Origin of the sequence: Legionella steelei (genome assembly GCF_001468005.1) — a bacterium.
Lineage (GTDB): Bacteria > Pseudomonadota > Gammaproteobacteria > Legionellales > Legionellaceae > Legionella > Legionella steelei.
In genome coordinates this window covers 546,682-570,244 of the sequence record NZ_LNYY01000021.1, presented here as the reverse complement: position 1 = coordinate 570,244, position 23,563 = coordinate 546,682, and the positions used below count along the sequence as shown (strand labels likewise).

Genomic DNA, 23,563 nt, shown 5'->3' with positions numbered 1-23,563 from the left:
ATGAGTCACAAACTGAAGATTTTAAGCCGATATGCAAATAATGAAACATGGTTTCTACACAGTAAATATCCAATATCTTATAAATTAGTAATCATATACTGTTTCTATGAGGCTATTAAAAAGAATCAACTAGATAAGAGTGCTTTTAAAGAAATATTAAATAACACATATGAGTACGTAAAAAATCTCCCATTAAATAGCTTTTCTTGCGAATATTACAGCATTTTTAGATTTTATGATCATGATGCTGTGGCGGGAGTATTTTGTGTAGATCATACTCACACCTGCTTTCCCCTAGTATTTTACCATAAGAACTTTAAGCCCCATGAACCAAGAAAATTAAGAGTTGCTGCATTACAAAAATGTATTTTTGATATCAATAAAAAATGTGATGCCATTTTTGACACTCTTGAAGGCGCCGATAAATGGAATGAATATACTCAGAAATTGATTCTTGAATTAATACCAGAACAGTAATTTTAATCCAAAAAACTCTAGTGGTTACGCAATTGTGTCATTAAATTTAGAAAAGAAATATATTCAAACTGCGACACATGTGCGACACATAAAACTTACTACAATGATGGAATTACGTAACTCCTTGATTTTACAATGCCGCTGATGTGAATCGAACACACGACCTTTTGATTACGAATCAACTGCTCTACCGACTGAGCTACAGCGGCGTATGAAAAAGTATACTTAAGTTAGGTGATGATGCAACTTCTCTATGATTGATTAATCATATCGGAACGAATTAAATCAATTATTTTTTTACAAAAAAACAGACAATTATATTCTTTTTTATCAGCTTAATCTTCAATTAATTCTCAAACTGAGGCTTGCCCTGTAATAATTTTCATTAATTTAGTAAAAAAATATTCAAATAGTTGAAAAATGTTTTATAATGTCGTCCGGATAAATTTTTTATATCCATTTAACAAAAAATATAGTGTAAATAGAAAAAATTTAGTTTTAAATTATTAAAGATGAATATAACATAGCGTCACCCAAAAATATGACAACTTGTGAGTAACAAACAGTCCGTGAAAAAGAGCAAGATGGAAATAGATAAACCCATAAAAGACAGTGGTTATAGCCGAAGATTGAAAGACCGCCATGTGCAGCTTATTGCCTTGGGGGGAATTATCGGCTCGGGTTATTTTTTAGGCACAGGGGAAGTAATCAACCTTGTTGGCCCTGCTGTGTTTCTAGCCTACATATTAGGCGGGTTGATCATTTTTTTAACCATGCTTTGCATGGGTGAACTTGCAGTAGCAATTCCTATCTCTGGTTCCTTTGTAACCTACACCGCTGATTTTATTTCTCCGTCAGTTGCATGTGGCGTAGGATGGTCCTATTGGATCAGTTGGGTGGCATACATCCCTGCCGAATGTGTCGCAGGGGGAATAATCATGGAGATGTTTACCGGAGTAAATGGTTATGTATGGGCTGTTTGCTTTGGTTTTCTTATTACATACATCAATCTTGCCAAAGTAGACACTTTTGGTGAAATCGAATTTTGGCTTGCTTTAATCAAGATCTTAGCGTTGTTTGGCTTTGTTATTTTAGCCGTTTTAATTTTCTTTGGTCTAATCCAAGGCCCTGAATCTAATGGATTTATTGGTTCTAAGTACATCTTTGGTGATGGAGGACTTCTTCCTAATGGTACGATGTCCTTATTGACGGCTATGGTTCTTTTATTGGTTAACTATCAAGGTTCTGAAATCATTGGTCTTGCTGCTGGAGAATCAGAAAATCCGGCACGAATGATCCCGCACGCAATTCGAAATGTGACGTTTAGGATTCTTTTCATCTATATTATTCCAGTGTTTTGTTTGGTATTAATTTTTCCTTGGCAAAAAGCCGGACTATCCAACTCAGTATTTGCTGATGCTTTGAACTATTACAATCTAAAATGGGCAGGGGCTGTAACGAGCTTTGTAACCCTAAGTGCTACTTTATCTTGCGCTAACTCTGGATTTTACGGCACGGTACGTGCGTTAAATGCTTTAGCACGTGATGGCATGGCACCACACACTTTTGCTAAATTCAATCACAACTCAGTACCTCAAAATGCAATCATCGCAACCCTAATTACCATCTGGATACTTTTAGGTGTAGGTTACTTTTTTGGGCAAACACAACTTTATATCGCTCTGCTTTTAGTGTCTGGATTTACGGGTACATTAGCATGGATTTCTTTATGCACATCACAAATTCGTTTTAGAAATAGACTATATCAAGCTGGGTATACTACAGCGAATCTTCGCTATGTGACGCCCTATTCACCCTATACCGGGATTTTAGCCATTATACTCATGTGTATTGCCTTGTTTTTCTTGGTATTAAATAAAGACCCCACCTATAAGCTTGCTTTTTATATAGGCATGGTTAGCTTTATCATTCCCATAATAATCTATAAGGTTTTTGATTTATCGAAGAAAAGGAAAAAAGCGCTTCATCTGAAAACTCGCGTTAAGTTTCAGGACCTCTTTCCACCAGTTTAATAGTAGTATGTAGCCTGGGTGAAGCGCAGCGTAACCCAGGATTATAAGAAGCATGAACAAGCTCTCTATCCCAGGTTACGCTGTGCTTCACCCAGGCTACATGTTTATATCTCTACAAATGCCATTGATCTGAAATTAATGCAACTTTTCCCCATTGGGAACTTTAAGATCAGTTGTTATGAGACAGATGGCGCCATTAGCATCAGAGAATCCAACTAATAAAAATTGAGAAGTGAAGCCTGCGATATTTTTTTCGCCTAAGTTGACACATCCAACCACGGAACGGCCTAATAATGTTTCTGGCGTATAATGTACAGTAACTTGAGCTGAGGTTTGCAATATACCGATATCCTGACCAAAATCCACCCAAACTTTATAGGCAGGTTTCTTTGCTCGAGGAAACTCTTCAACCTTAACCACTGTACCGGATCGCAACTCTATTTTGGCAAAATCATCATAAGTAACAATCATCTTGAAAAACCTCTTCTTCAATAAATGAGTACAATGAAACACAACTAAACCCATAAGCCAATTAGGATATGGGCACAGCACTCGTTGTATTTAATTCAGGAACTAAACTTTTCAATAAAATGAATAACTCATCATCCTGATTTTCCTCACATGCTGAATGCAACAAGCGCATTGTTTGGATTAATTCTTCCCAATTAAGCTCGCGGAATTTCGCCTTGAATAATTTTTCATGTTCTGTTGAAGCCAATTGCTCTGATTCATGAAACAATTCTTCATATAATTTTTCTCCTGGGCGTAGTCCTGTATATTCGATCATAATGTCTTTTCCAGGTTCTTTCCCAGCCAAGCGAATCATTTGCTCTGCTAAATAACTGATTTTAACAGGCTCTCCCATATCCAAAACAAAAATTTCTCCGCCTTTTCCATTAACCATAGCTTGTAAAATTAGCTGACTTGCTTCGGGTATTGTCATAAAGTACCGCTGCATGTCTGGATGCGTTACTTTGATCGGACCACCGCTTTGTAATTGCTTTTGAAATAATGGAACCACACTTCCAGCTGAGCCTAAAACATTTCCAAAGCGAACCGTAATGAATTGAGTCTGAGTCCTACCGTCTAAGTTCTGACAATAAATCTCAGCCACACGCTTGGTAGTCCCCATAATGTTGGTTGGATTGACTGCTTTATCAGTTGAAATCAGAATAAATTTTCCGACATTAACAGACACACTCGCTTTCGCAACAATTTGAGTTCCGAGTACATTATTCATAACCGCGATACGAATTTGATTCTGTAAAAGAGGAACATGCTTATAAGCAGCAGCATGAAATACAATTTCTGGTTGAAAATTCACAAAAAAATGATTGATTGCGACTTCATCAGTAACACTCATCAATATGAATTCCATAGGAATATCTGGAAAACTTTGCGTTAATTCAAGTTCAATTTGATACAGATTGAATTCACTGTTTTCGATGATTGCCAGACACTTGGGCTTAAGAGCTAAAATCTGTCGACACAGCTCCGATCCAATTGATCCGCCCCCACCAGTAACCAATACTCGTTTGCCAACAATACCAGCCGTTAACTTATCCCATTGCAAGCTAACTTGGTCTCTCCCTAACAAATCTTCTATATTAACCGGTCTTAGCGCGTTGACCTCCACTCGTCCAGAAGCTAAAGCATTAAGACTTGGAAGTGTTCTAAATGGAGTTTTGCTTTCTTCACAACACGTTACAATGCGTCGCATAACAGACGAACTGGCTGATGGAATAGCAATAAAGATCAAATCAATCGTATAATCATTGACGCGTTTAGCAATTTGACTCGTAGTACCTAAAACAGGTACTCCATGAACGTCCAAACCACGTTTTGCTAGGTTATCATCAATAAAACCCACAGGAGTGTATTGCTTGGAGCGTTTTAAATCACGTGCAAGGCTCTCGCCAGCCATACCTGCTCCGATGATAAGTACTCGTTTTATTTCAGTTGTTTTATTACCACTCGCTTGCTTATCCCAATAAATTCTTCGAAACATTCTACAGCTACAAAGAATAGTTGTTAAAATCAGGCAATATAAGGGAAATACAGAGCGGGGAACTTCGTGAAGTATGGACACCACATATAAAAGAGGAATTCCTAACACGGTCGCCGTCAATGTCGCCTTTAAAATTCGCACTACATCGTTTAATGAAAAAAAGCGCCACAAGCCACGATATGTTTTAAAATAAAAAAAACAAACCATTTGAATTGCGGTTAATAGAGTTAAAGCAATAATCGGATGAGTCGAACTCAACATTTTAGGAAAGGGTTGCATATTATATCGCAACCAATATGCAGCAAACCATGCTACGGGAATAGCAAATAAATCACACAAAAGAACAGGTAGTTTTTTATACAATTTTTGAAAAAATACTGACATCTTTTGTATCATACGAGAGTCCTTCACCCATTTTTTATTACTATAGGAATAGTACACTATATTTTGCGTATATCACACAAAAAAGCATAACAACTGGAAAACCTTAGCCTAAAACTACCTAATTTCTGATGGAAAAATAAATGGCTTTTCATAGACCTCATAGCGATAAGTCGAATCGATATTGTTACTTATAAAAGTTGTACTTAATTTATAGTTATATTTATCCAACATTGTTTTCAAACACGCATCACTTGGCGTGTAGATTACCTTTCCTTGTTTAATCAGCGAGGTTAAAATGATAATTTTTGGCTTTTCCTGCCAAATTTCTTCACAAAAGTGCTTATACATCTGCTGCGTAGGGTAGTGGGCCATTGCTAAATTATTGAGGCAATATGAATCAATAAAATTCAAATCACTGGCATAAGGAATCAACCCGCTATCCGCTAAAACCACCCAATCTCTGCTAGAAGCATGGCTATTTAACCAACCCACTACCCTACTGCGCAACAGCTCACCCTTAACTGGGTTTTGGCTAAAATAGCGATAATCTGCCAAGCTCATTTTGGGAATTAAAAGAAATAGAATGGTCAACGTGCCTAAATAAAAAAATAATGCAAAAATAGAATCTCTTTTTTGTCGGAGCACATACCCTAATATGTTAATTCCTTGAACAACCAAAGGAAGAAGTAAAGCAAAAGCAGGTAAAAAAAGTCGATTTTCAAAAGCGACAACAGGATCAGAATCAAGCAACAGAATAAGATAGATAAGACTGGGTAACCATAAAAAATAATGCCGTTTATCTTTTGCCTTAACACAAGCCGGCAAAGCTAAAAGCGCTAAAGGCCAAATCAATTTGAAATAATGAAGCCCCAAAGAAAAGGTAAATGTTTTGGATAATCCTTTGCAATACACTGAATTGGGGAACAGGAATCCAAAATAAATCAGGCGCCAAAAAAAATAAGGCCCATAGAATACTACAAGCGTGACACAAAAAAGCAAAATCCCATATCGATAGCGTTTTATCTCTTTCTGAGGTCTGTCCCAACACATTAAAATAAAAAACAAAATCATAAATGCAGGAGCCTCTGGTCGCGTCATTCCTGCAAGTGTGAGCAAAGCCCCAGCACATATAAAATACGTATTTACTGCAGCCCCTCGTGGATTAGGAAAAAAACGGTATCCCATTCCTCTAAAACAACAATATACGGCGCCACACAGAAGTGCTTCGTATACCGTTGTTTCCAAACCACTGGTTGCCCATATAATTTGTCCTTTATAGAGTAGCAGTCCAACACAAGGCAAAAGTGATTCACGCTGAGAAAACCAAAAACGACTAATTAAGTAAATAAAAAAACAGGTAATAAGAAGGCCTAAAAATCCTGCCATTTTTAAAACAACAACGGGATTACCATTAAAGAGAAGCGTTAAAGCCCCTAGGGCAACAAAGCTAAAATTAGAATAACCCTCCACTGGAGGTGCATCTAAATTCCACAAAATCCCCTCTCCAGCCGCCCAATGTTTGGCATAACGCAGTGAGATATACATATCATCAATGGTCAACGGCCAGATCGCTTGTACTTGCAAAACAAGTAGATAGAAAAACAATAAAATCAGAATGCCATCATACCAGCGAAACCCAGGTTTCATTGAGCTAAAGCCATAAAGGTCAAGACGACAAAACACCAAAGATTAATTCGTGACAGCCGATCACTTAGAAAAACAATTACTGGATCATCATTTTCGATATCTCGCATTGCCAACCAAGCGAAACGCCACAATGCAATTGCTGCAAAAGGTACTGTGAGCATAAAATAAAATGACTCATCTTGCGCGTAAATAATATAGAAAACATAAGTAATGAAACTGCTAAAACCAATCACTACAATCAACCAATGAAGTGCTAAAGGATTATATTTCTTCAATACCTTGCGCGTAGCATGTTTTAATCCTAACTGCATTTCCATTCGTCGTTTATTTAAAGCAATAAAGAGGCTAAGTAAGGTTGCGGCAACAATTAACCAAGTAGAAATAGATAAACCAATGCCTAAAGTTCCCGCCAATACTCGCAGCATAAATCCCGCAGCAATACAAAGCACATCGACAATAGGGATGAGTTTGAATACATGGTTATATGCGACATTAATCACTAAGTATATGCAGAGAATAATAGCCAGGTTCTTAGAAATCAACCATCCCAAAGTAAGGCCTGTGAGTAACAATAAAAACAGCATAAAAATCGCTTCAGATACAGAAACTTTCTCACTAGCTAAAGGCCTATGTCGCTTATGGGGATGTAAACTGTCTTCGTCTCTATCTTCAATATCATTATATATATAAACAGCACTCGCAATCAGACAAAAAGCTAAAGAAGCAAGGAGCGCAGGTATAAAATATCCAGGCGTAGGTGTATAGCAAAATCCCAACATCACGAAGGCTGCTTTGGCCCAGTGAGACACTCGCAGAAGCAGAAATAAATGTTTCAGTCTTTCCATGAAGCTCACATTCCTCACATCATTCATCAATTCATTCACCTTATCTGTTCCCATAAAAATGCAGCCTGGGTGAAGTAAAGCATAGTCCTGAAACGTTGCATCTGCCAGAACCAAAGTTATGACCTCGCCTCATCCAAGTTACACCACTATGTACTACCCACAACATACAATAACTCTCGTCATTAAGTTAAAAGTATCACAATCCTGAAAAAATGCATCATTTCAACAGGTTAATCGCTAAATATAGTAAAAACCTTCAACATATTGAAACAATTTAGTAAAAAATAATCAAATAACATTGCATTTATACAATTACGAAGTAAGATAAAATATACAAAAAAGGAATTTCACGTGATTCACGTAAAAAAATATGCCAATGGACGGGGGATATTATGCACTTTATTCTTGCACCTAAATGTATTGCAAAATTTGATCATGTACGTTCAGATTACGAAAAAGAACGCAAAGTAGATTTAAATGCAAAACCTTCAATCATAGGGACACCTGTTTTTTTTGGAGGAACTGATGTTGTCAGTCGTAACAAGCAAATTTCATTTTTAGAAAAAGTAAAAGCCGTACTTAAAGTACACTTACTCCACGAAGAAGACATCAAAACACCATACCAGCGACAAGCGTATATTATTGCAGAACGTTTTATGATTGCAGCATGCCTGCATGTGCAATCTCAAATTGGTAGTTCAAAACGAAACTCCGCTTTATACCGAATCATTGAAGACAATTTGGGGGTCACTGCTGAAAATTACATGGACGATGAGGACAAAGAAACTTGTTATTTGACCGCTGAGCGGCTTCTTAAGACACCGCATGCATTTGATCATGCTAATGTGGCATTAGAGAAAGATGGTCGTAAACCATTTACTGAAAAGGAGTGGAAGCTGTTTGCAGAGTTTTTAAAAGAGATGTGCCATAAAAAGGAAGCTAAAGATCAGATTAATAACTTTCCTGTTATTTCATTCACACAACCTTTATTTGGCGCAGCTTTTACCTATGTAGGAGCAACCGTTGGGGTGGTATTAGCAGAGGGAGTAAGTAACTCGACCACAGCAATATCTCCTAGAGTCCAATTAACTGCTCTAGTAGGCAGTACGTTATTAATTTTTAGTCCTGCTGGCACAACCGGAGTCGCCCTTTTCGCACCGGTCATTGCAACAAGACTTCTCACTTCATTCTGTACAATCAGCTTGGCACATCTTATGGGAACAGCAGCGGGATATTTAGGTCAAGGTGTAGGTATCGGTGTGGGTTTCCCTTTCGATGCCGCATACAATTTACTTTGGTCTGTTTGTTCCTTAATAAGTAATTATTACAGTAAAACACCTGTACTTGCTCCGATCGATGGAATACGTATTGCTGATGGAGCACCAATAATTGCTGGCATACCGATTCAGTTAGTTCCAGAGAATACCTTACCTGACGGATGTACTAAAAAAATTCTTGAAATAACAGAGGCAGGTGAAATACGCATTGAAGGAGAAGAAGTGCAAAAACCCCAAAAACCAATGCAAATTCCTGCAGAAGTGATTGAGGAATTAAAGAAGCAACTGGCAACACGTACAAAAGATCATGAAGGTGAAGCTCGCATTGAAATTGACGACGAAGTAGCAGTAAAGACACCCCAAAAACCTATACAAGTTTCTATAGAAGTAATTGAAGAATTAAAGAAACAACAGGCAGCACGTACAAAAAATCACGAATCAGCTGATTCAGCCCCAAAGCAAGATAATCCTGAGGCAGAACAAGTTGAAAGTGGCGCATTAACAATATAGAACCATTGTCTTGGAAAAAGCAGTGTGTCGCATGTGTAGGCTGGGCTGTTAAGCCCAGCGTTTGCTGAATTATTGCTATATGCTGGACTTAGCAGCCCAGCCTACGTTGTCGCATGTAGCTGTGCTCGGCTAGGTACAAACTACCGATTATGGACGGCTATCCACTTCTTTGCGTTGGCTTGGCATAAAGTCTTTTCTATCAAGTCCCATTGCTACAGCTAAAGCGCCAGCAACATAGATAGAAGAATATGTACCGATCAGAATACCAATGATCAATGCCAAAGAAAATCCATGTATTGCTTCGCCTCCATAGATAAACAATGCAAGTACGACAAAAAGCGTCAATGTTGAGGTCATAATCGTTCGTGATAAAGTTTGGTTAATCGAAACATTCATAATTTCAATTGAATTGGCACGACGTATCTTAACAAAATTTTCACGTACCCTATCAAAAACTACGATGGTATCATTTAGAGAATAACCAATTACTGCCAATAATCCTGCCAGTGCTTTCAAATCAAATTCAATGCCGAAAAAAGCAAAAATACCTAATATCAAGACAGGGTCATGAACTAATGCCACCGCAGAACTTACTGCGAGTCGGTACTCAAAACGCATGGCAATATAAATCATCGTTGCTAACAAAGAAACAATAACGGCCAAAGCACCCTTAGTTGCTAACTCTTGTCCAACTTGTGGTCCAACAAAATCAACTCTTTGTTTTGTAGCACCTGGAAGAGCTTCCATGACTTGGTCTACCAAACGTGCTTGCTCTTTATCTTCTCGAGGAGCAATACTGATTAATACATCTTTAGAAGTTCCATAGCTCACAACTTGCGCTTCTTTGAATCCTGCCTTACTCAGACTTTCTCTGATTAAGGGTAAATCTGCAGCAGTAGAATAAGAAACTTCAATTTGAGTTCCACCAGTAAAATCAAGCCCCCACTTTAAGCCATGAATTGCTAAAGCACCTATAGAAACCACAAAGATCAATATGGAGAATATTGCCGTCCAACGACGAGCACCCATAAAGTCCACATTTGAATTTGGATTAAAAAATTCCATCTGAGCCTCGCCTTAAATACCAATAGATAATTTTTTAACAGCCCTACCACCATAATACCAATTTACAATTGCTCGGGTATATGTGATCCCTGTGAGCATGGAGGTGAGCAACCCTAAAGAAAGGGTTATCGCAAATCCACGTACAGGTCCTGTACCCACAGCAAATAAAATGATGGCGACGATTAATGTAGTGATGTTCGCATCAAGAATGGTAGAAAATGCACGCTCATACCCTGCGTAAATCGCGGCTTGTGGTGATAATCCATGGCGCAACTCCTCTCGAATGCGTTCATAAATCAGCACGTTAGCATCTACAGCCATACCTACCGTCAATACAATTCCCGCGATACCCGGTAGCGTGAGCGTTGCATCGATAACCGACAATAAAGCACAGAGCAATATCAAGTTAAGCAACAGCGCAATATTAGCAATGAGACCAAAAAGTCGATAATAGACCAACATCAAAATCAGAATTAAGCCCATACCGACTTGTAAAGAAACAATACCTCTACGAATATTTTCTTTACCTAAGGAAGGACCTACTGTGCGCTCTTCGACTGGATAGATGGCCGCAGGTAACGCTCCAGCTCTGAGTAATAAAGCCAAATTACTTGCTTCTTTGCTGTCAGCAAGACCTGTAATCTGGAAATTATTACCTAAGGCATTTTGGATTACTGGAGCACTAATAACACGCTCCTCTCTATGAGTAATCCTTTTTTCCTCTCCATTGACAATTTGTATGTTATTTTTGGTTTCAACATAAACAATAGCCATACGTTTGCCAATATTCTCGCGAGTCACTTTAGTAAATAGACTTTCACCGCCCCCACCAAGTTGTATTTGTACTGCTGGAGTTGCTGTTTGCTGATCATAACTGGAAACTGCAGAGGTAATTGAATCACCACTCAATACTACTTGTCTTTTTAACAAAATAGGATGCCCATCCATCATGAGCAATTTATCATTAACGGGAATAGCTCCTGTTTGTTTTGCAATTTGTGGATCATTATCCTGATCGACTAAATAAAATTGCAGGGTTGCAGTACCACCAAGAATTTGCTTCGCACGTGCCGCATCTTGAATTCCTGGTAAGTCAACAGCAACACGGGTTGCTCCTTGTTGTTGTACAACCGCTTCACCAACACCTAATTCATTAACCCTATTGCGTAAAATACTCATTGTTTGCTCAATGGTGTTTTGACGCATACTATTCAATTCGACGGGAGAAATCGAGGCTAGAATTCCATTATCTGTTTTACTTTTTACGAAAACGAGTTCAGGAATTTTTTCCTTTAAGCCAAGATAGGCATTATTCATCGATTCACTATCACGGAAATTTAAATTAACTCCCTTATCTACTACATAACGAATACCTGTATAACGAATACCAAGCTCACGGAGTTCTTGGCTAATGTTTTTCATGATTCCTTCGTAACGACGGCTAATCACACTGTCAACATCAACTTCTAACAGGAAGTGTACCCCGCCTCGTAAATCCAGACCTTGCTTCATTGGAGCGGCACGAATGGAATCCAACCAATTTGGTGTAGACGGCGCCAGATTTAGAGCTACAGTATATTGGGTTCCCAGAGCATTTTTAATCGCATCACGCGCTAATAACTGGGAATCAGTAGATGAAAAAACAACTTCCACATCTTCATTTTGCACGATGACTGCTTTATGAGGTATGTTATCTTTTGTTAAGATAGCTTCTATCTGATTTTTTAATTCATCATAATCTACAGGTGTTTCAGACGAAATTTGTACTACAGGGTTTTCTGTGTACAAATTGGGTATGGCGTAAACAAACCCAATAACTGCAATAACAATCAGCATTAGGTTTTTCCATAGAGGATATTTATTTTGCATTTCCGTGTGTCCCTATGACTTTTTTTAAAGCGATTTTAAAGTGCCTTTGGGCAATACAGTACTTACTGCGCCTCTTTGTATATTAATCTCTACACCTTCTGCAAGGCTGATCTTAATGTATTGGTCATCCAGACTAACTACTTTAGCTAAAATACCACCTGAGGTAACGATCTCATCACCTTTCTTTAAACGGCCTATTAATTCACGATGCTCTTTTGCTCTTTTGTTTTGAGGTCTGATAAGCATAAAATAGAACAACACAAAAATAGCAGCGATCATAACGAGCGAAAAAGTTCCATCTGCTTGAGGCGCTGCTGTAGTCCCCGCTGCAGCCAGAGCATCGCTAATAAAAAAACTCATACTGTCTCCTTTAATCTACTATTGATAACCGCGTGACATCATATAGGGAATTGTTCTTAAGGTAAATGAATCAATAAGGAATTTAAAACAGTTTTTCATAATATCAGTTCATTTTTTGAACTATAATTTGCAAGAGCAGTTTAAAAGGGAATCTAAATGAATCAAGTAAAGGTTTTTATTCTTTTACTTATAATGATCTACTTCATATCAGGATATTCAGCGATAGAAAAAAATTCCTCTGCCATACAGCCGTTCGGTGAATAGGGCACAGACAATTACAATGAATCGATCCCATTGGCCAAATGATATACTCTAGGAAACCCCGATTTTCTTAATAACGTTACAGCCCGCTGACTTCTTTGACCTGACTGACAATAGATAAGGATGGGTTCTAAGGGATTAAGCTCATTGAGGCGCATGGGTAGCTCAGCTAATGGTATGAACGCTCCACCTAAGTTTTTATCGTGATGTTCGTCAGCCGTTCTTACATCCAATAAAAGCACCTGAGGATTTTCTTGCAAAAAATTGGGTAAATTTTCCGTCGAAATCGCAATAGATTGCATATTCTCCGAAGACGAACACAATCCAAAAGCATCTTCTTCTAGAGCATGGCCATAAACACAAAACGGACACTGCTGATTTTTAGTCAGCCGAATATTTTTTATTTCCATGGAGAGCAAATCGATACACAGTAATCGATTCAATAATGAAGTACCACTACCAGTAATCCATTTAATCATTTCAGTTGCTTGCACGATCCCTAACAATCCTGGCAACGTACCGATAACACCCCCATTTTGGCAATTGGCGTTAGTATCAGGAATAATCGGAAACAAACAATGTAAACATGGATTTTGCTGTCCATAAAATAAAGAACAATGTCCTTGGAACTGGTATGCGCTCGCATAAACATAGGGTTTTCCTAAACGATAACAAACATCGTGAGCCAAATAACGTGTATAAAAATTATCGGAACAATCTGCTACAAGATCATATTGAACAATAAGCTCTTCTACATTATCTGCAGTTAATCGAAATGCATAATCTTCGATGTGGATATTAGAGTTGAGCGTGTTCAGCTTCATCTTTGCCACAGCAGCCTTTGCTTTGCTAATATCTATTTCTTGGTAAAGAATTTGCCGATGCAGATTGCCTTCTTCAATGAAATCATTATCAATAATCCCTATTGTTCCCACTCCTGCTCCAGCAAGATAAGGAAGTAATGTCGCACCAATACCGCCCGCACCGATGCACAATACCTTTGCCTGTTGCAGTTTTTTTTGCCCCTGAATACCAATTTCTGCTAATTTAATTTGCTGGGAATAACGTTCAAACTCAGATAAAACAGCCATATTAAGTTCCTTAACCTAGATTTTGCCTCACAGTGCTATCAGTCAATAAAACTCAACAGTTGCGCCGTCGCTTTTTGTGGATCATTCGCTTGCGTAATCGCAGAAATTAGAGCAATGCCTTGAACACCTGTAGCAACTACATCAGGCATTCGCTCCAGATTGATCCCCCCTATTGCCACCAAGGGATAATTTAAAGTACGTTGCCAACGTTGCAAATGCTCAATGCCCTGGGCTAAAAAAGGCATCTCTTTGCTGGTCGTTGGATAGATCGGTCCGATCGCAATGTATGAGGGGCAAATCGCATGTGCCCGTGCAACCTCAAAATAACAATGCGTACTTACTCCCAGCAATAAGCCCTGATTTCTAATCGCCTCAAGATCCGCAGCATCCAAATCCGATTGTCCTAAATGAACCGCTTCTGCATTCAATTTTAAAGCCATTTCCCAATAATCATTAATAAACAATGTAGCACCATACTTTTTAGCCAACGCGATGCTGCGTCTCATCTCTTCTTCAAGAGTCTCAGTTCTTTCTTTAATGCGCAATTGAATGGTTTTTACCCCTAGCTTTAACAGCATTTCGACCCATGAGTAACTATCAACTACTGGATAAAGGCCTAATCGATGGCATGGTTTAAATGGCTTGGGTTTTGCATACAAAGGCTTGGACGAAAGATAGGGCAAATCCATTTCATGCTCTGAAAAATTACCATAATATAAATTGGATTGTGCCAGACGTACTGCTTGGTGTGTGTACATTTTTGCGATAATGAGCGCGTCCTCCAGAGAATGCCCAAGAGCCAATGCCCCAGTAATCGCTGCGGATAGAACTGAACGCAGCTCTGGGGATTTTGCATCAGCGAAGCGATTTTGCGTCAGCCAAAATGAAGTAACACCATTTGTCCAATAATCATGCTCCCATGAGTTATCCTGTAGATCTTGCCCCAAAAGAAATATACTGTTTGCACCCCAAGTTATTAATTCATGAGCCGCCTCCTGCATGGCTTGATGCGTCCTAATCCTTCGCTTTAAAATAAATTCGGCTTCATGTGTATTCAGTATCAAAACATCTGCAAAAGAAAATCCCGTGGTTAAATGCTTGGCATTTTTATTCATATCTGGAGATACAGGTAAAGTAAAATCTAGAACAACCGCTCCAGAATACTGTTGTAGCATTTTTAGGTTTTCAGGAGAAAAGCTCTCGCTAATTTTAATTGCATTAGGCTGAATAGTTTCATTAAAACATGGTAGTTGAATCTCAAGACCCAATCCACGAAAAGTGTGTAGCTCACCCTCATGTTTCGTATTAGTCCACACAGTACTCATTATATCACCTCCTGATGCCAAAAAGGGGTATCGATCAAAGGGGTACATGATTGTGCCGCAAGCCGCTCTGGCATAAGCCCTGCCTCGAAAGCACCTCGTCCAGCAATAACTGCATGCGAAAAAGCTGCAGCCATTGCTACAGGATGAATCGCTGAAGCAACCGCGCTATTCAGTAAAACTGCATCAAAACCTAACTCCAAAATACGTGTTGCATGAGATGGCTTGCCAATCCCTGCGTCGACTATCAAGGTTACATCTGCCAGTCGATGGCGTAATGTTTCCAAAGCAAAAGGATTGAGTAATCCTTTTCCTGAACCAATAGGCGCTGCCCAGGGCATCAAGATCCTACAACCACAATCAATTAAACGTTGGCATAAAACCAAGTCATCGGTACAGTAAGGAAAGACTTCAAATCCCCGTTTTACTAATTCAGTAGCCGCACGCAGCAATTCAAAAGGATCCGGCTGTAAACTGAAATCATCGCCAATCACTTCTAATTTAATCCATGATGTTTGAAACAGTTCACGCGCTATTTCAGCAGTAGTAATCGCAGTTTGCGCATCGCGACAACCAGCAGTATTGGGAAGTACATGACAATCCAAAGATTGGATGGTTTGCCAAAATAAATCACTACCCACCCCATTTGCCATTTGGCGTTTCAAAGAAACGGTAATTACGTTCGTTTTAGAGGAGCGAATCGCATCGGTCATTACCTCAAGGGATGGATAACCTGCTGTTCCCAAAAGCAAACGGCTCGTTAAAGGCTTATCTGCTAAATGCCACATCCCCTAACCTCCTTGCATCGGCACGATGAGATCAATACGATCACCCTCACGCAAGACTGTATCAGCAAACATGGATTTGGGGATAAATTGATTATTAATTGCAATTGCAACATGTACAGCAACGCCCGTTTTCTGCGCAAGCATTTCCTGTAACGTACAGGATGCATCTAAATTTAGTGGTTTATCATTTATATAAATAATCACGAATAAGCCTCCCAAAGCTCAGGGTAACAGATATCTTTTTGATTACTTTTTAATCCACGTATAATTTCCTCTACCAAAGCCGGAGCAATTAAAAATCCATGACGATAAAGTCCATTAACAGCAATCAATTGTTTTGCATATTTTATCCGAGGTTGATGATGCACCAATGTTGGACGACTATGCGTCACCGTTTTAATTATCCGTGCTTCGGCAAAACCTCGATGTACATAGTAAACCGCCGTTAATAATTCAAGCGTGGTACGTACTGAAATTGGACTGGGGTCTTCTGTCTCTAATTCACTGGCACCAACAAGATAATAGGAGTTAGGACGAGGAACAATATAAATATTATATCGTGGATGCAAGAACCGTATTGGTCTTTGTAAGCGAACTTCAGGTGCATGTAGCCAAATAAGCTCTCCTCGCAGTCCACGTAAATTAGCAAAAGTGCTTTTTGCACCAATACCTCGGCAGTCAAAAACAAAATCAAATACATAAGACTCTTTTGCTGTTGCTACTTGGCCTGAATGTAGGTGAGCAACAAAAGTTTGCTCTCGCCAAATAACTCCTTGCTGGCACAGATGTTTTTTTAGTGCCAACAACAAAGCCTGATTATCAAGTTGAGCCTCTTTGGGGAAATAATATCCCACTTTGAATTGATTCAGCTCTGGTTCAAGCTGACTCAATGTATCTTGAGTCAGCAACTGATAACATGAATCACTTAATTTATTGACAATTCGAGTACTGAACTGCTGCCATTCTGCTTTATCTTGAGGGTGGTGAACTACAAGCGAACCTTCTTGGCGAAAATAAATAGGATCAGTTAATTGATTCAAAATAAGCTTCCATAATGTATCAACTGACTCCATTCCTAAACTAAAAATTACTTGCTCCGCTTTATCAAGCTCAGACAAAGGTGCCAATAAACCTGCTGCAGCAAAACTACAGTTATTGAATGAGGTTTCCGCCTCAAAGAGGGTCACCTGCCATCCCTCTTTTTGTAAACGCAAGGCCAGCAAACATCCCATAACTCCAGCACCAACCACAGCAGCATTTTTCATTTATAATCACTCAAACTTAACCTATCTCAGTTGGGCCAATCCTGGTTGCAAGCAACCAGGCTACAAATCCAGGCAATGATTTAATTTTTATTCACTCACACAACACGCGATAGGCTCCAGATCAGAATAAGGCATTTTGGGTAACATCTCATTTGTATAACAAGAGTTCACTGAGAAAGCGTCATCAATTACCCCCAAATGCTTGCCAAAACTACCGACCTTATTCCAATCGCGAGCTACATTTAAAAGATTACGTGAGAAAAAGGGCAGGCTTCGAATGAAAATGGTCTGATACATTGGAGTTCGTAATTGAGGTTTTGCTCTGCATAAAAGCTCATAAGCTTCATCTGGATTTTCAGTAGTAAATGCAGCGCCACGTTGCGTGGCCTTGAGAAATCCTTTAATAGTTTCAGGATTTTTTAACATTCTTTCTGGCACAATAAACTGAATGGAGCAAAAACAGCAGCACCCAAGACCCGCAAGCTGGTCTATGCGTAAAAATACCGTTTCACCACGTAAGTGTTCCAATTCAACTTTTTGAAAATTAATAAAACCAATACCCGTGTCAATAAGGTCACGACAAATTGCGTCCGTAACATTCATACCAATACGCACAGTTTCATAACTTGTGGGATCAATACCCGCCAACTGTGCCAAATTATCAATAATGATTTTGCCAAATTCACCAATGTACCCTACTCGTTTACCAACGATGTCTTGAAATGAGGTAATACCACTGGATTTAAGTGCGATAAGCCCTGTAGGAGGTTCATCCAATAAGGTCCCAATTGATGTGACAGGATAACCTTTTGCACGAGCCGCTAAGGTATGAATCATAGCCTTAACCCCAAAATCAACATGTCCCATACCTACAATTTCAGTCACATCACTGGGATCACTAGGCTCCAAAATTGCCAATTTTATGCCTTCTTGTTGATAATAACCTAATGCATGGGCAACAAAAATTGGGGTATGGTAAGGATTTGCATACCAATTGAGTAATAAAGTTGTTCGTGTAGATAACGCACTCATGCCATAGCTCCTTGGATTAATAGATAAAATAAAGGATGGCTACAGATATCGCGTAAAGACTTAATTGAAGAAATTAACCTGCATTAGAACTGTTGATAATAACTCTAAACAAGAGCCAATATATCATGGCAAGGCCATTCTAAAAGTTCAAATTGCTCTAAAATAAAATTCAGATTTAAGGCGTTCTTACGCTGGTATGAACCAGATCAAGTTCAACGGGTATTTCTCAGACGTTTATCACGACACCCCGCGCCATCAATTGTTGGTAATGCTAGCTGTTATGAAAAAAACTGTCAAACATTATCATAAATAACAACCCTCATCCGCCCTGAAAAACACCTTCTCCCCCATGGGGAGATGGGATTTTTGGCTAAACACCTAAAGTTAAAATAATTCCCTCTCCTGCTATCGGGAAAGGGGGTAGGGTGAGGGTAAAATACAATCAAACAGGTTGTTTACCATTCTGCACATAAAACACATTATGCTGAATCAAAAATCGCTGACATAATAAAGGCGTATGTTGTAATAAATGATGAAGATAGGCACGAGTAAATTGCTGCGAACAGGTGGGACAAACGCAATCAGAATCAATCAGTTCAAATTGCATCTCTGTTTTTGCATCCATTAAATCCACATCCCCTGCGCGACTATAGACTTTTCCTTGTAATGCTGCTTGCGCTGGTTCGTTAGTCTCAATAAACTCTATACCTTTGTCATACAGGCGCCAAATTAACTCGGAATCAAAGCAGCCCATGACGTAGCGCGGTACATGAGACCAGCGATTTAATTGCTCCCAATCCAACTCATGTACAACATTAAAATACACTCCATGCGATTTAGCCACCACATGCTTTTTAAGATCATTAACATGTATAAATGGAACAATTACATCATTCCAATTATCCCAAATTTGTGGAAAATCTTGCATTATGTTTTGCGGCAAAACAACTGCATCGGGCTTTAAATGCTGAATAAGATGAAAAAGTTCCTCTGATGTAAATTTTATTCTCGAACCATCATAGGGTGATTTAAGCGTATAAATTCCTTCTTTATTCGCCACCAATGATGCTGCATTGAGCACGATTACCTCAGGCCAAACAAGATAATGTGATAAATCAGTTATTTTTTTGAGTACATCCTGACCAGGTTTATACAACAAACTCTCTAAAGAGTAAGATGCTGCTGTTACTTTTGCCTCTTGCCAATTTGCTGTTGTAAGACACAAACCTGCTTCCGAAGTGAGGACGGGTAAAAAATTCTGTACGGCGGTCAACATTCCTGAACTCCTGATTTATAGCAATAAACTGGTGTCACCATAACTAAAGAACCTATACCTCTTTTCGATTGCTTCTTGATAAAGCATCATTGCTCGTTCATGACCAATAAAAGCGGAAACCAGCATTAACAAAGTAGATTCAGGTAAGTGAAAATTAGTCATTAATCCATCGCAAATCTTAAACTGATATCCTGGGTAAATAAAGATATCCGTATCTCTGCTGCATGCGGTAAGCACGCCATCTTGTGCTGCACTCTCGAGACTACGCAAAGCAGTTGTCCCTATGGCGATTACCCTATTTCCTGCAGCCTTTGTGGCATGTACCGCAGCGCATAATTCGGGACTAATTGTAAATCGCTCACTATGCATTTTATGATCTTTTATGTTATCACTGCGCACAGGCCTGAATGTCCCTGCCCCAACATGCAAAGTAAGATAGGCTACTGTAACCCCCCGTGACTGGATGCTCGATAAAACTGACTCATCAAAATGCAAGCCCGCTGTGGGTGCTGCCACAGATCCTTCATATTTTGCATACACGGTTTGATAACGATCCAGATCCAGAGTTTCATCATTTCGGGTAATGTATGGAGGTAAAGGAATATGCCCTATTCCATTCAATAATTTCAAGACCTCCATATCCGCTTTACAAATGAATAAATCATCTTGCCTATCAAGAATTTCGATTTCTTTATTTTGATCCAACTTAATTATTGAGCCAGATTTCAGCGCTTTACTGGCTTTAATATGAGCTAGAAAAGTCAATTCCCCCGTAATCCGTTCAACTAATAGCTCAACTTTTCCTCCAGTGGTTTTATGGCCATAAAGTCTGGCCGGGATCACTTTGGAATCATTCATTACCAGTAAATCGCCAGGATTTAAAAAATCAGCAATTTCGCGAAACTGATAGTGACCATATTCACCTTTTTGGCGATTATAAGTTAAAAGGCGTGAATCGCTACGATTAGCTAAAGGATACTGCGCAATTAATTCTGGAGGTAAATCGAAGTAAAAGTCCTGTTTATTCATGAAGCAACCTGAAAAATAAATTGTCGGCATTATACACGGAATACGCCGATTCATCATCCCTGTGGCATCAGGTTTGTTTAATCTTTTTTTCGCAAAGTCGGATCGGCTTCGGGTGTGGGCGATGTATCTTTTATCAATCGTTTGGCGCTGTAGAGCCATTGAAGCCTTTGCTGTGACCCCATAGTCTTCTCTGGTGCGACTTGTTCGATTAATTTATTAAGCTCGCCTTTATTTTTAGGAGAGATTGATGAGCGCTCGACAATACCGCGTGCGTTTTCTATATCGTCCTTTTTAGGTGCTTTTAATACTAAAGATTCAAATTTTTCTATCATTTGTGCATAACTTGCAGGAGGTTCAGATTTTGCACTAGATGTCTGTTGCACACTAGGCCGCCTACTTAATAAGAATGTTCTTCGATCCTCAGCTTCTCTCAATGTTTCCCCCATTTCCATTCTGGCACGTTGCATCTCTAACTTTTGGGTTCTTAATACTTCTCTTAAGCTGAGATGGTGTTCTTTGCGGTGCATATGTTTCTGCAAGTTTTCTTGTATTTTTTCAAGACAATTAACACGTGGCGTTTGAATACTTTCTTTCGCTTGCTCAAAGTCACGCTTCGCTTGCAACCACTCCTCTTCACTCAAATTATCAGGATCTGCATCTTTAGGAATTAAAGCATAGGAACCATCATCTTTTTGTACAAGGCGTTTTGCCTCTTCAGGTTTGATAATAAAACGGGCTTGAGAAAAATCAAACACTTGTTCTAATTGATCGTTAAGAAGTATTTTCTTGTTTCTCATTACTTTTAATGCAGAAGACAATCCTTGTTCACGTAATTTTAAACCCTCAATTTGTGCATCCAATTCTCCAGGAGTCGATTGTTGTAGCTGAAGCTCTTGTATTTGAGATCGCGTTTGTTCCAAAGTCAGGCGAAATAACTCTTCAAAGTTTGTTGCTGTTTGACTTAGATGAACTTTATGAAAATTAAGTTCATGCTCAATTGTTCTGATGTGGCTGTTAAGACGATTTCTTACAATATTCTGAGTGTTAGTACTATCAGGAGTGGTGTTTTTAAATAGCGCCTCTTGTTCTTTATAGCGTTCTAGATTTTGCGTCAAAACAGTGATTCTTCGTTCAGAAAAAGCAGTAGGACTTTCTTGGGGATGGTTTAAAAGAGGTATCCGTAAATACGTATCCAGTATATCGATATGTGCATGAAGCGCCTCATGATAGGCCTCTATCCATTGCTCTTCTGCTTCAATAGCCTCCAACTCGTCTTCAACCTGATCCAGTTGTTGTTCTAAATCATCCAACTCCTTATCTAATGCTTTAATGGTCTCAACGTAATAATCGATCATCTCATCTATAATTCTAATCGGATGATACTCAGAAGTTTTTGGATGACTGTGTTCAGCATGTTCCTTCAAAAAATGTTTGTCGATTTCTAGTTGGAGCAGATGGTCTACATTTTTAGCCAGTTCTTCTCGTTTTGCGATTAAACCCATAAGAATAAAAAGCACATGTTGTTGTCTGAGCATTTCTTCTGCATTTCGTTCCCTAAGCTCTTGCACTCGTGATTGTTCATGCATGATTTCTCGGGCAATCATGGTCAATACCATATTGCCACCTGTTGTTTTCAGAAAATCAAACACTTCGGAAGCATTTTTTAATCCAAAACGTGACAAAAATTGAGTCGCTAAATAGGGATCTGTTTCGGTATTATGAGGTTGATTACGTCTTTCTATATCTGCAAACCATTGCTGCATGCGATCTGCGATATTTTTTTGATCTGTTGGACTTAAATCTTGCCATACTGGAGTAGTTGTTTCTTTTGCTGAAATAACCGATCTGCTATAAGCCACTTTTGATACTCCATAAAGCATCCTGATTAAATTATAGTCTATTTATGGATAAAAAAGCTTAGATGCGGCCGAAGAGAATGTGCTAAACATCCCTTAGTTTTGGGTTATAGAACCATGTTTAGAGGCTTAAATTAGAACTTAGATTAAAGTGCTGTTTGATTCGTTGGTTTGGAGGCTCAAATACCCCCCAAACCAACAACTAAATGAAAAACTAGTATCCGTTTAAACTAGGATATAAGCCAGAAGTAGGAAAATCAATCTGAGAGTCTAAAAGATGGGAACCTTTTCCAGTAGCTTGAGAGGTATCAGTCTGTAAGGGACTGTCAAATTGACCTGGCACTACATCTTGACTCCGACGCTGCTCTTGTTTCTTCGAGGGCTCACTAAGTTTTGAAAAGGGAGATGTACCAAATTGCACTCCAGGCTCCTCTGTCTTTACAGTCGAAGGCTTTGCACAAATTGCGTTCGCAACTGCTTTAGCGCCCATGCCAGCCAAACCACCGATAAGTAAAAATGGAGACCACAGCGCAGCGCCTATAGATTTTATCACGCCGGTAAAACTCGGTTTGTCTTCATGAACAACACGAGATTTAATCATTGCAAATACGTTCTTATCGCTGCTATAGCATTCTTTAGCACTGGAGTACAGATATCCAAGACCCAAAGCAGCATATAAGGCGAGTGCACCGATACCAAAAGTTCCAGCACTCAAAGCAAAAGCGCCGGCACCTGCAGCAGCAACCCCAGCAGAGGCCATTGATGTAGCAGCTAACCCAACCGCACCAAGAGTAAGTTTGAGTACTAACGCAAAAATGAATAGTGGAATAACAATCAAAGCACCTACGAGCAATACCCCAGCTCCTGCGCCTGTACCTGTAGAATAACTTCGATAAGTACCATAACTTCTTCTTGTGGGAACTACAGTAACATGAGAAACGGGAGGAACATAGGGTGTTGAAACCTGTACATGAGGGGTATAGGTAGAGGGATAAACATGAGCATGGGGATTATAGCCAGAGGGTTGGTGGCCATGATGAGCACCAGTATGTTGTTCATGACCATGATGTTTGTTATAAGCCACTTTAGTCTCCTTTATTTTTATTAAATTCCAAACTAGACGCGAGAAGTATAGAAAAGAAAACTTAAGGTTTTATTAAGAATAAGA

At 39.1% G+C, this 23,563-nt stretch carries 20 protein-coding genes, 1 tRNA gene and 1 riboswitch; of the genes, 3 read left to right on the top strand and 18 right to left on the bottom strand.

Going from position 1 to position 23,563, the window contains the following annotated elements; genetic code table 11:
• A complete protein-coding gene (locus tag Lste_RS17095; protein ID WP_058512186.1) occupies positions 1-477 on the top strand; it encodes a hypothetical protein in 477 nt (158 codons plus the stop codon).
• A gap of 136 nt (positions 478-613) precedes the next feature.
• Here Lste_RS17095 and Lste_RS17090 read toward each other — a convergent pair.
• A tRNA-Thr gene (locus Lste_RS17090) sits at positions 614-686 on the bottom strand.
• A gap of 375 nt (positions 687-1,061) precedes the next feature.
• Between Lste_RS17090 and Lste_RS17085 the strand changes: the two genes are divergently transcribed.
• On the top strand, positions 1,062-2,510 hold the full coding sequence (locus Lste_RS17085; protein WP_157070782.1) for an amino acid permease: 1,449 nt from the start codon (positions 1,062-1,064) through the stop codon (positions 2,508-2,510).
• A 135-nt stretch (positions 2,511-2,645) separates the two neighbouring features.
• Here the strand turns inward: Lste_RS17085 and Lste_RS17080 are convergent, their stop codons facing one another.
• From Lste_RS17080 to Lste_RS17065, 4 genes are all read right to left on the bottom strand, one after another.
• Complete coding sequence (locus Lste_RS17080; protein ID WP_058512184.1) at positions 2,646-2,981, bottom strand: tRNA-binding protein; 336 nt, start codon at positions 2,979-2,981, stop codon at positions 2,646-2,648.
• A gap of 61 nt (positions 2,982-3,042) precedes the next feature.
• Positions 3,043-4,914: a polysaccharide biosynthesis protein gene (locus Lste_RS17075; protein WP_058512183.1), complete on the bottom strand. Its 1,872-nt coding sequence runs from the start codon at positions 4,912-4,914 to the stop codon at positions 3,043-3,045.
• A 102-nt stretch (positions 4,915-5,016) separates the two neighbouring features.
• Positions 5,017-6,549, bottom strand: a complete 1,533-nt coding sequence (locus tag Lste_RS17070; protein WP_058512182.1) for a protein LphB — start codon at positions 6,547-6,549, stop codon at positions 5,017-5,019.
• Entirely contained in the window at positions 6,546-7,433 is an 888-nt protein-coding gene (locus tag Lste_RS17065) for a decaprenyl-phosphate phosphoribosyltransferase (protein ID WP_058512478.1), read from the bottom strand. Before Lste_RS17065 ends, Lste_RS17070 begins: the two co-directional genes overlap by 4 nt.
• Positions 7,434-7,786: 353 nt before the next feature.
• Here Lste_RS17065 and Lste_RS17060 point away from each other — a divergent pair, with 353 nt between their 5' ends.
• Positions 7,787-9,181 carry a hypothetical protein gene (locus Lste_RS17060; protein WP_083504006.1) on the top strand — a complete coding sequence of 465 codons (1,395 nt, stop codon included), beginning with the start codon at positions 7,787-7,789 and terminating at the stop codon, positions 9,179-9,181.
• A 147-nt stretch (positions 9,182-9,328) separates the two neighbouring features.
• Here Lste_RS17060 and secF read toward each other — a convergent pair whose 3' ends face one another.
• The 13 genes from secF to Lste_RS16995 form a co-directional block, all read right to left on the bottom strand.
• Entirely contained in the window at positions 9,329-10,246 is a 918-nt protein-coding gene (gene secF, locus Lste_RS17055; RefSeq protein WP_058512181.1) for a protein translocase subunit SecF, read from the bottom strand.
• A 12-nt stretch (positions 10,247-10,258) separates the two neighbouring features.
• Entirely contained in the window at positions 10,259-12,115 is a 1,857-nt protein-coding gene (secD, locus tag Lste_RS17050) for a protein translocase subunit SecD (protein ID WP_058512180.1), read from the bottom strand.
• Between the two features lie 24 nt (positions 12,116-12,139).
• Positions 12,140-12,475: a preprotein translocase subunit YajC gene (gene yajC / locus Lste_RS17045; RefSeq protein WP_058512179.1), complete on the bottom strand. Its 336-nt coding sequence runs from the start codon at positions 12,473-12,475 to the stop codon at positions 12,140-12,142.
• 275 nt (positions 12,476-12,750) lie between these two features.
• Complete coding sequence (locus tag Lste_RS17040) at positions 12,751-13,827, bottom strand: HesA/MoeB/ThiF family protein (RefSeq protein WP_058512178.1); 1,077 nt, start codon at positions 13,825-13,827, stop codon at positions 12,751-12,753.
• Between the two features lie 38 nt (positions 13,828-13,865).
• On the bottom strand, positions 13,866-15,152 hold the full coding sequence (thiE, locus tag Lste_RS17035) for a thiamine phosphate synthase (protein ID WP_058512177.1): 1,287 nt from the start codon (positions 15,150-15,152) through the stop codon (positions 13,866-13,868).
• Entirely contained in the window at positions 15,152-15,937 is a 786-nt protein-coding gene (locus Lste_RS17030) for a thiazole synthase (protein WP_058512176.1), read from the bottom strand. The genes thiE and Lste_RS17030 overlap by 1 nt, the downstream gene beginning before the upstream one ends.
• 3 nt (positions 15,938-15,940) lie before the next feature.
• The gene (gene thiS, locus Lste_RS17025; RefSeq protein ID WP_058512175.1) at positions 15,941-16,141 is read right to left on the bottom strand and encodes a sulfur carrier protein ThiS; all 201 of its coding nucleotides are present in this window, start codon (positions 16,139-16,141) and stop codon (positions 15,941-15,943) included.
• A complete protein-coding gene (gene thiO / locus Lste_RS17020; protein ID WP_058512174.1) occupies positions 16,138-17,202 on the bottom strand; it encodes a glycine oxidase ThiO in 1,065 nt (354 codons plus the stop codon). The genes thiS and thiO overlap by 4 nt, the downstream gene beginning before the upstream one ends.
• 87 nt (positions 17,203-17,289) lie before the next feature.
• Entirely contained in the window at positions 17,290-18,234 is a 945-nt protein-coding gene (locus Lste_RS17015; RefSeq protein WP_058512173.1) for an ABC transporter substrate-binding protein, read from the bottom strand.
• 166 nt (positions 18,235-18,400) lie between these two features.
• A riboswitch (TPP riboswitch) is annotated at positions 18,401-18,494 on the bottom strand.
• Positions 18,495-18,676: 182 nt separating this feature from the next.
• Positions 18,677-19,510: a tRNA-guanine transglycosylase gene (locus tag Lste_RS17010; RefSeq protein ID WP_058512172.1), complete on the bottom strand. Its 834-nt coding sequence runs from the start codon at positions 19,508-19,510 to the stop codon at positions 18,677-18,679.
• 15 nt (positions 19,511-19,525) lie between these two features.
• Complete coding sequence (gene queA, locus Lste_RS17005) at positions 19,526-20,539, bottom strand: tRNA preQ1(34) S-adenosylmethionine ribosyltransferase-isomerase QueA (protein WP_058512171.1); 1,014 nt, start codon at positions 20,537-20,539, stop codon at positions 19,526-19,528.
• Positions 20,540-20,616: 77 nt separating this feature from the next.
• The gene (locus Lste_RS17000) at positions 20,617-22,398 is read right to left on the bottom strand and encodes a hypothetical protein (RefSeq protein ID WP_237760520.1); all 1,782 of its coding nucleotides are present in this window, start codon (positions 22,396-22,398) and stop codon (positions 20,617-20,619) included.
• A gap of 211 nt (positions 22,399-22,609) precedes the next feature.
• Entirely contained in the window at positions 22,610-23,479 is an 870-nt protein-coding gene (locus Lste_RS16995) for a hypothetical protein (protein WP_058512169.1), read from the bottom strand.
• Positions 23,480-23,563: the final 84 nt, after the last annotated feature.

Bases quoted from the DNA above. Each gene is read 5' to 3' on its own strand.
- Lste_RS17095 (WP_058512186.1), top strand. From the start codon at position 1: ATGAGTCACAAACTGAAGATTTTAAGCCGATATGCAAATAATGAAACA.
- Lste_RS17085 (WP_157070782.1), top strand. From the start codon at position 1,062: ATGGAAATAGATAAACCCATAAAAGACAGTGGTTATAGCCGAAGATTG.
- Lste_RS17080 (WP_058512184.1), bottom strand. From the start codon at position 2,981: ATGATTGTTACTTATGATGATTTTGCCAAAATAGAGTTGCGATCCGGT.
- Lste_RS17075 (WP_058512183.1), bottom strand. From the start codon at position 4,914: ATGATACAAAAGATGTCAGTATTTTTTCAAAAATTGTATAAAAAACTA.
- Lste_RS17070 (WP_058512182.1), bottom strand. From the start codon at position 6,549: ATGAAACCTGGGTTTCGCTGGTATGATGGCATTCTGATTTTATTGTTT.
- Lste_RS17060 (WP_083504006.1), top strand. From the start codon at position 7,787: ATGCACTTTATTCTTGCACCTAAATGTATTGCAAAATTTGATCATGTA.
- secF (WP_058512181.1), bottom strand. From the start codon at position 10,246: ATGGAATTTTTTAATCCAAATTCAAATGTGGACTTTATGGGTGCTCGT.
- secD (WP_058512180.1), bottom strand. From the start codon at position 12,115: ATGCAAAATAAATATCCTCTATGGAAAAACCTAATGCTGATTGTTATT.
- yajC (WP_058512179.1), bottom strand. From the start codon at position 12,475: ATGAGTTTTTTTATTAGCGATGCTCTGGCTGCAGCGGGGACTACAGCA.
- Lste_RS17040 (WP_058512178.1), bottom strand. From the start codon at position 13,827: ATGGCTGTTTTATCTGAGTTTGAACGTTATTCCCAGCAAATTAAATTA.
- thiE (WP_058512177.1), bottom strand. From the start codon at position 15,152: ATGAGTACTGTGTGGACTAATACGAAACATGAGGGTGAGCTACACACT.
- Lste_RS17030 (WP_058512176.1), bottom strand. From the start codon at position 15,937: ATGTGGCATTTAGCAGATAAGCCTTTAACGAGCCGTTTGCTTTTGGGA.
- thiO (WP_058512174.1), bottom strand. From the start codon at position 17,202: ATGAAAAATGCTGCTGTGGTTGGTGCTGGAGTTATGGGATGTTTGCTG.
- Lste_RS17015 (WP_058512173.1), bottom strand. From the start codon at position 18,234: ATGAGTGCGTTATCTACACGAACAACTTTATTACTCAATTGGTATGCA.
- Lste_RS17010 (WP_058512172.1), bottom strand. From the start codon at position 19,510: ATGTTGACCGCCGTACAGAATTTTTTACCCGTCCTCACTTCGGAAGCA.
- queA (WP_058512171.1), bottom strand. From the start codon at position 20,539: ATGAATAAACAGGACTTTTACTTCGATTTACCTCCAGAATTAATTGCG.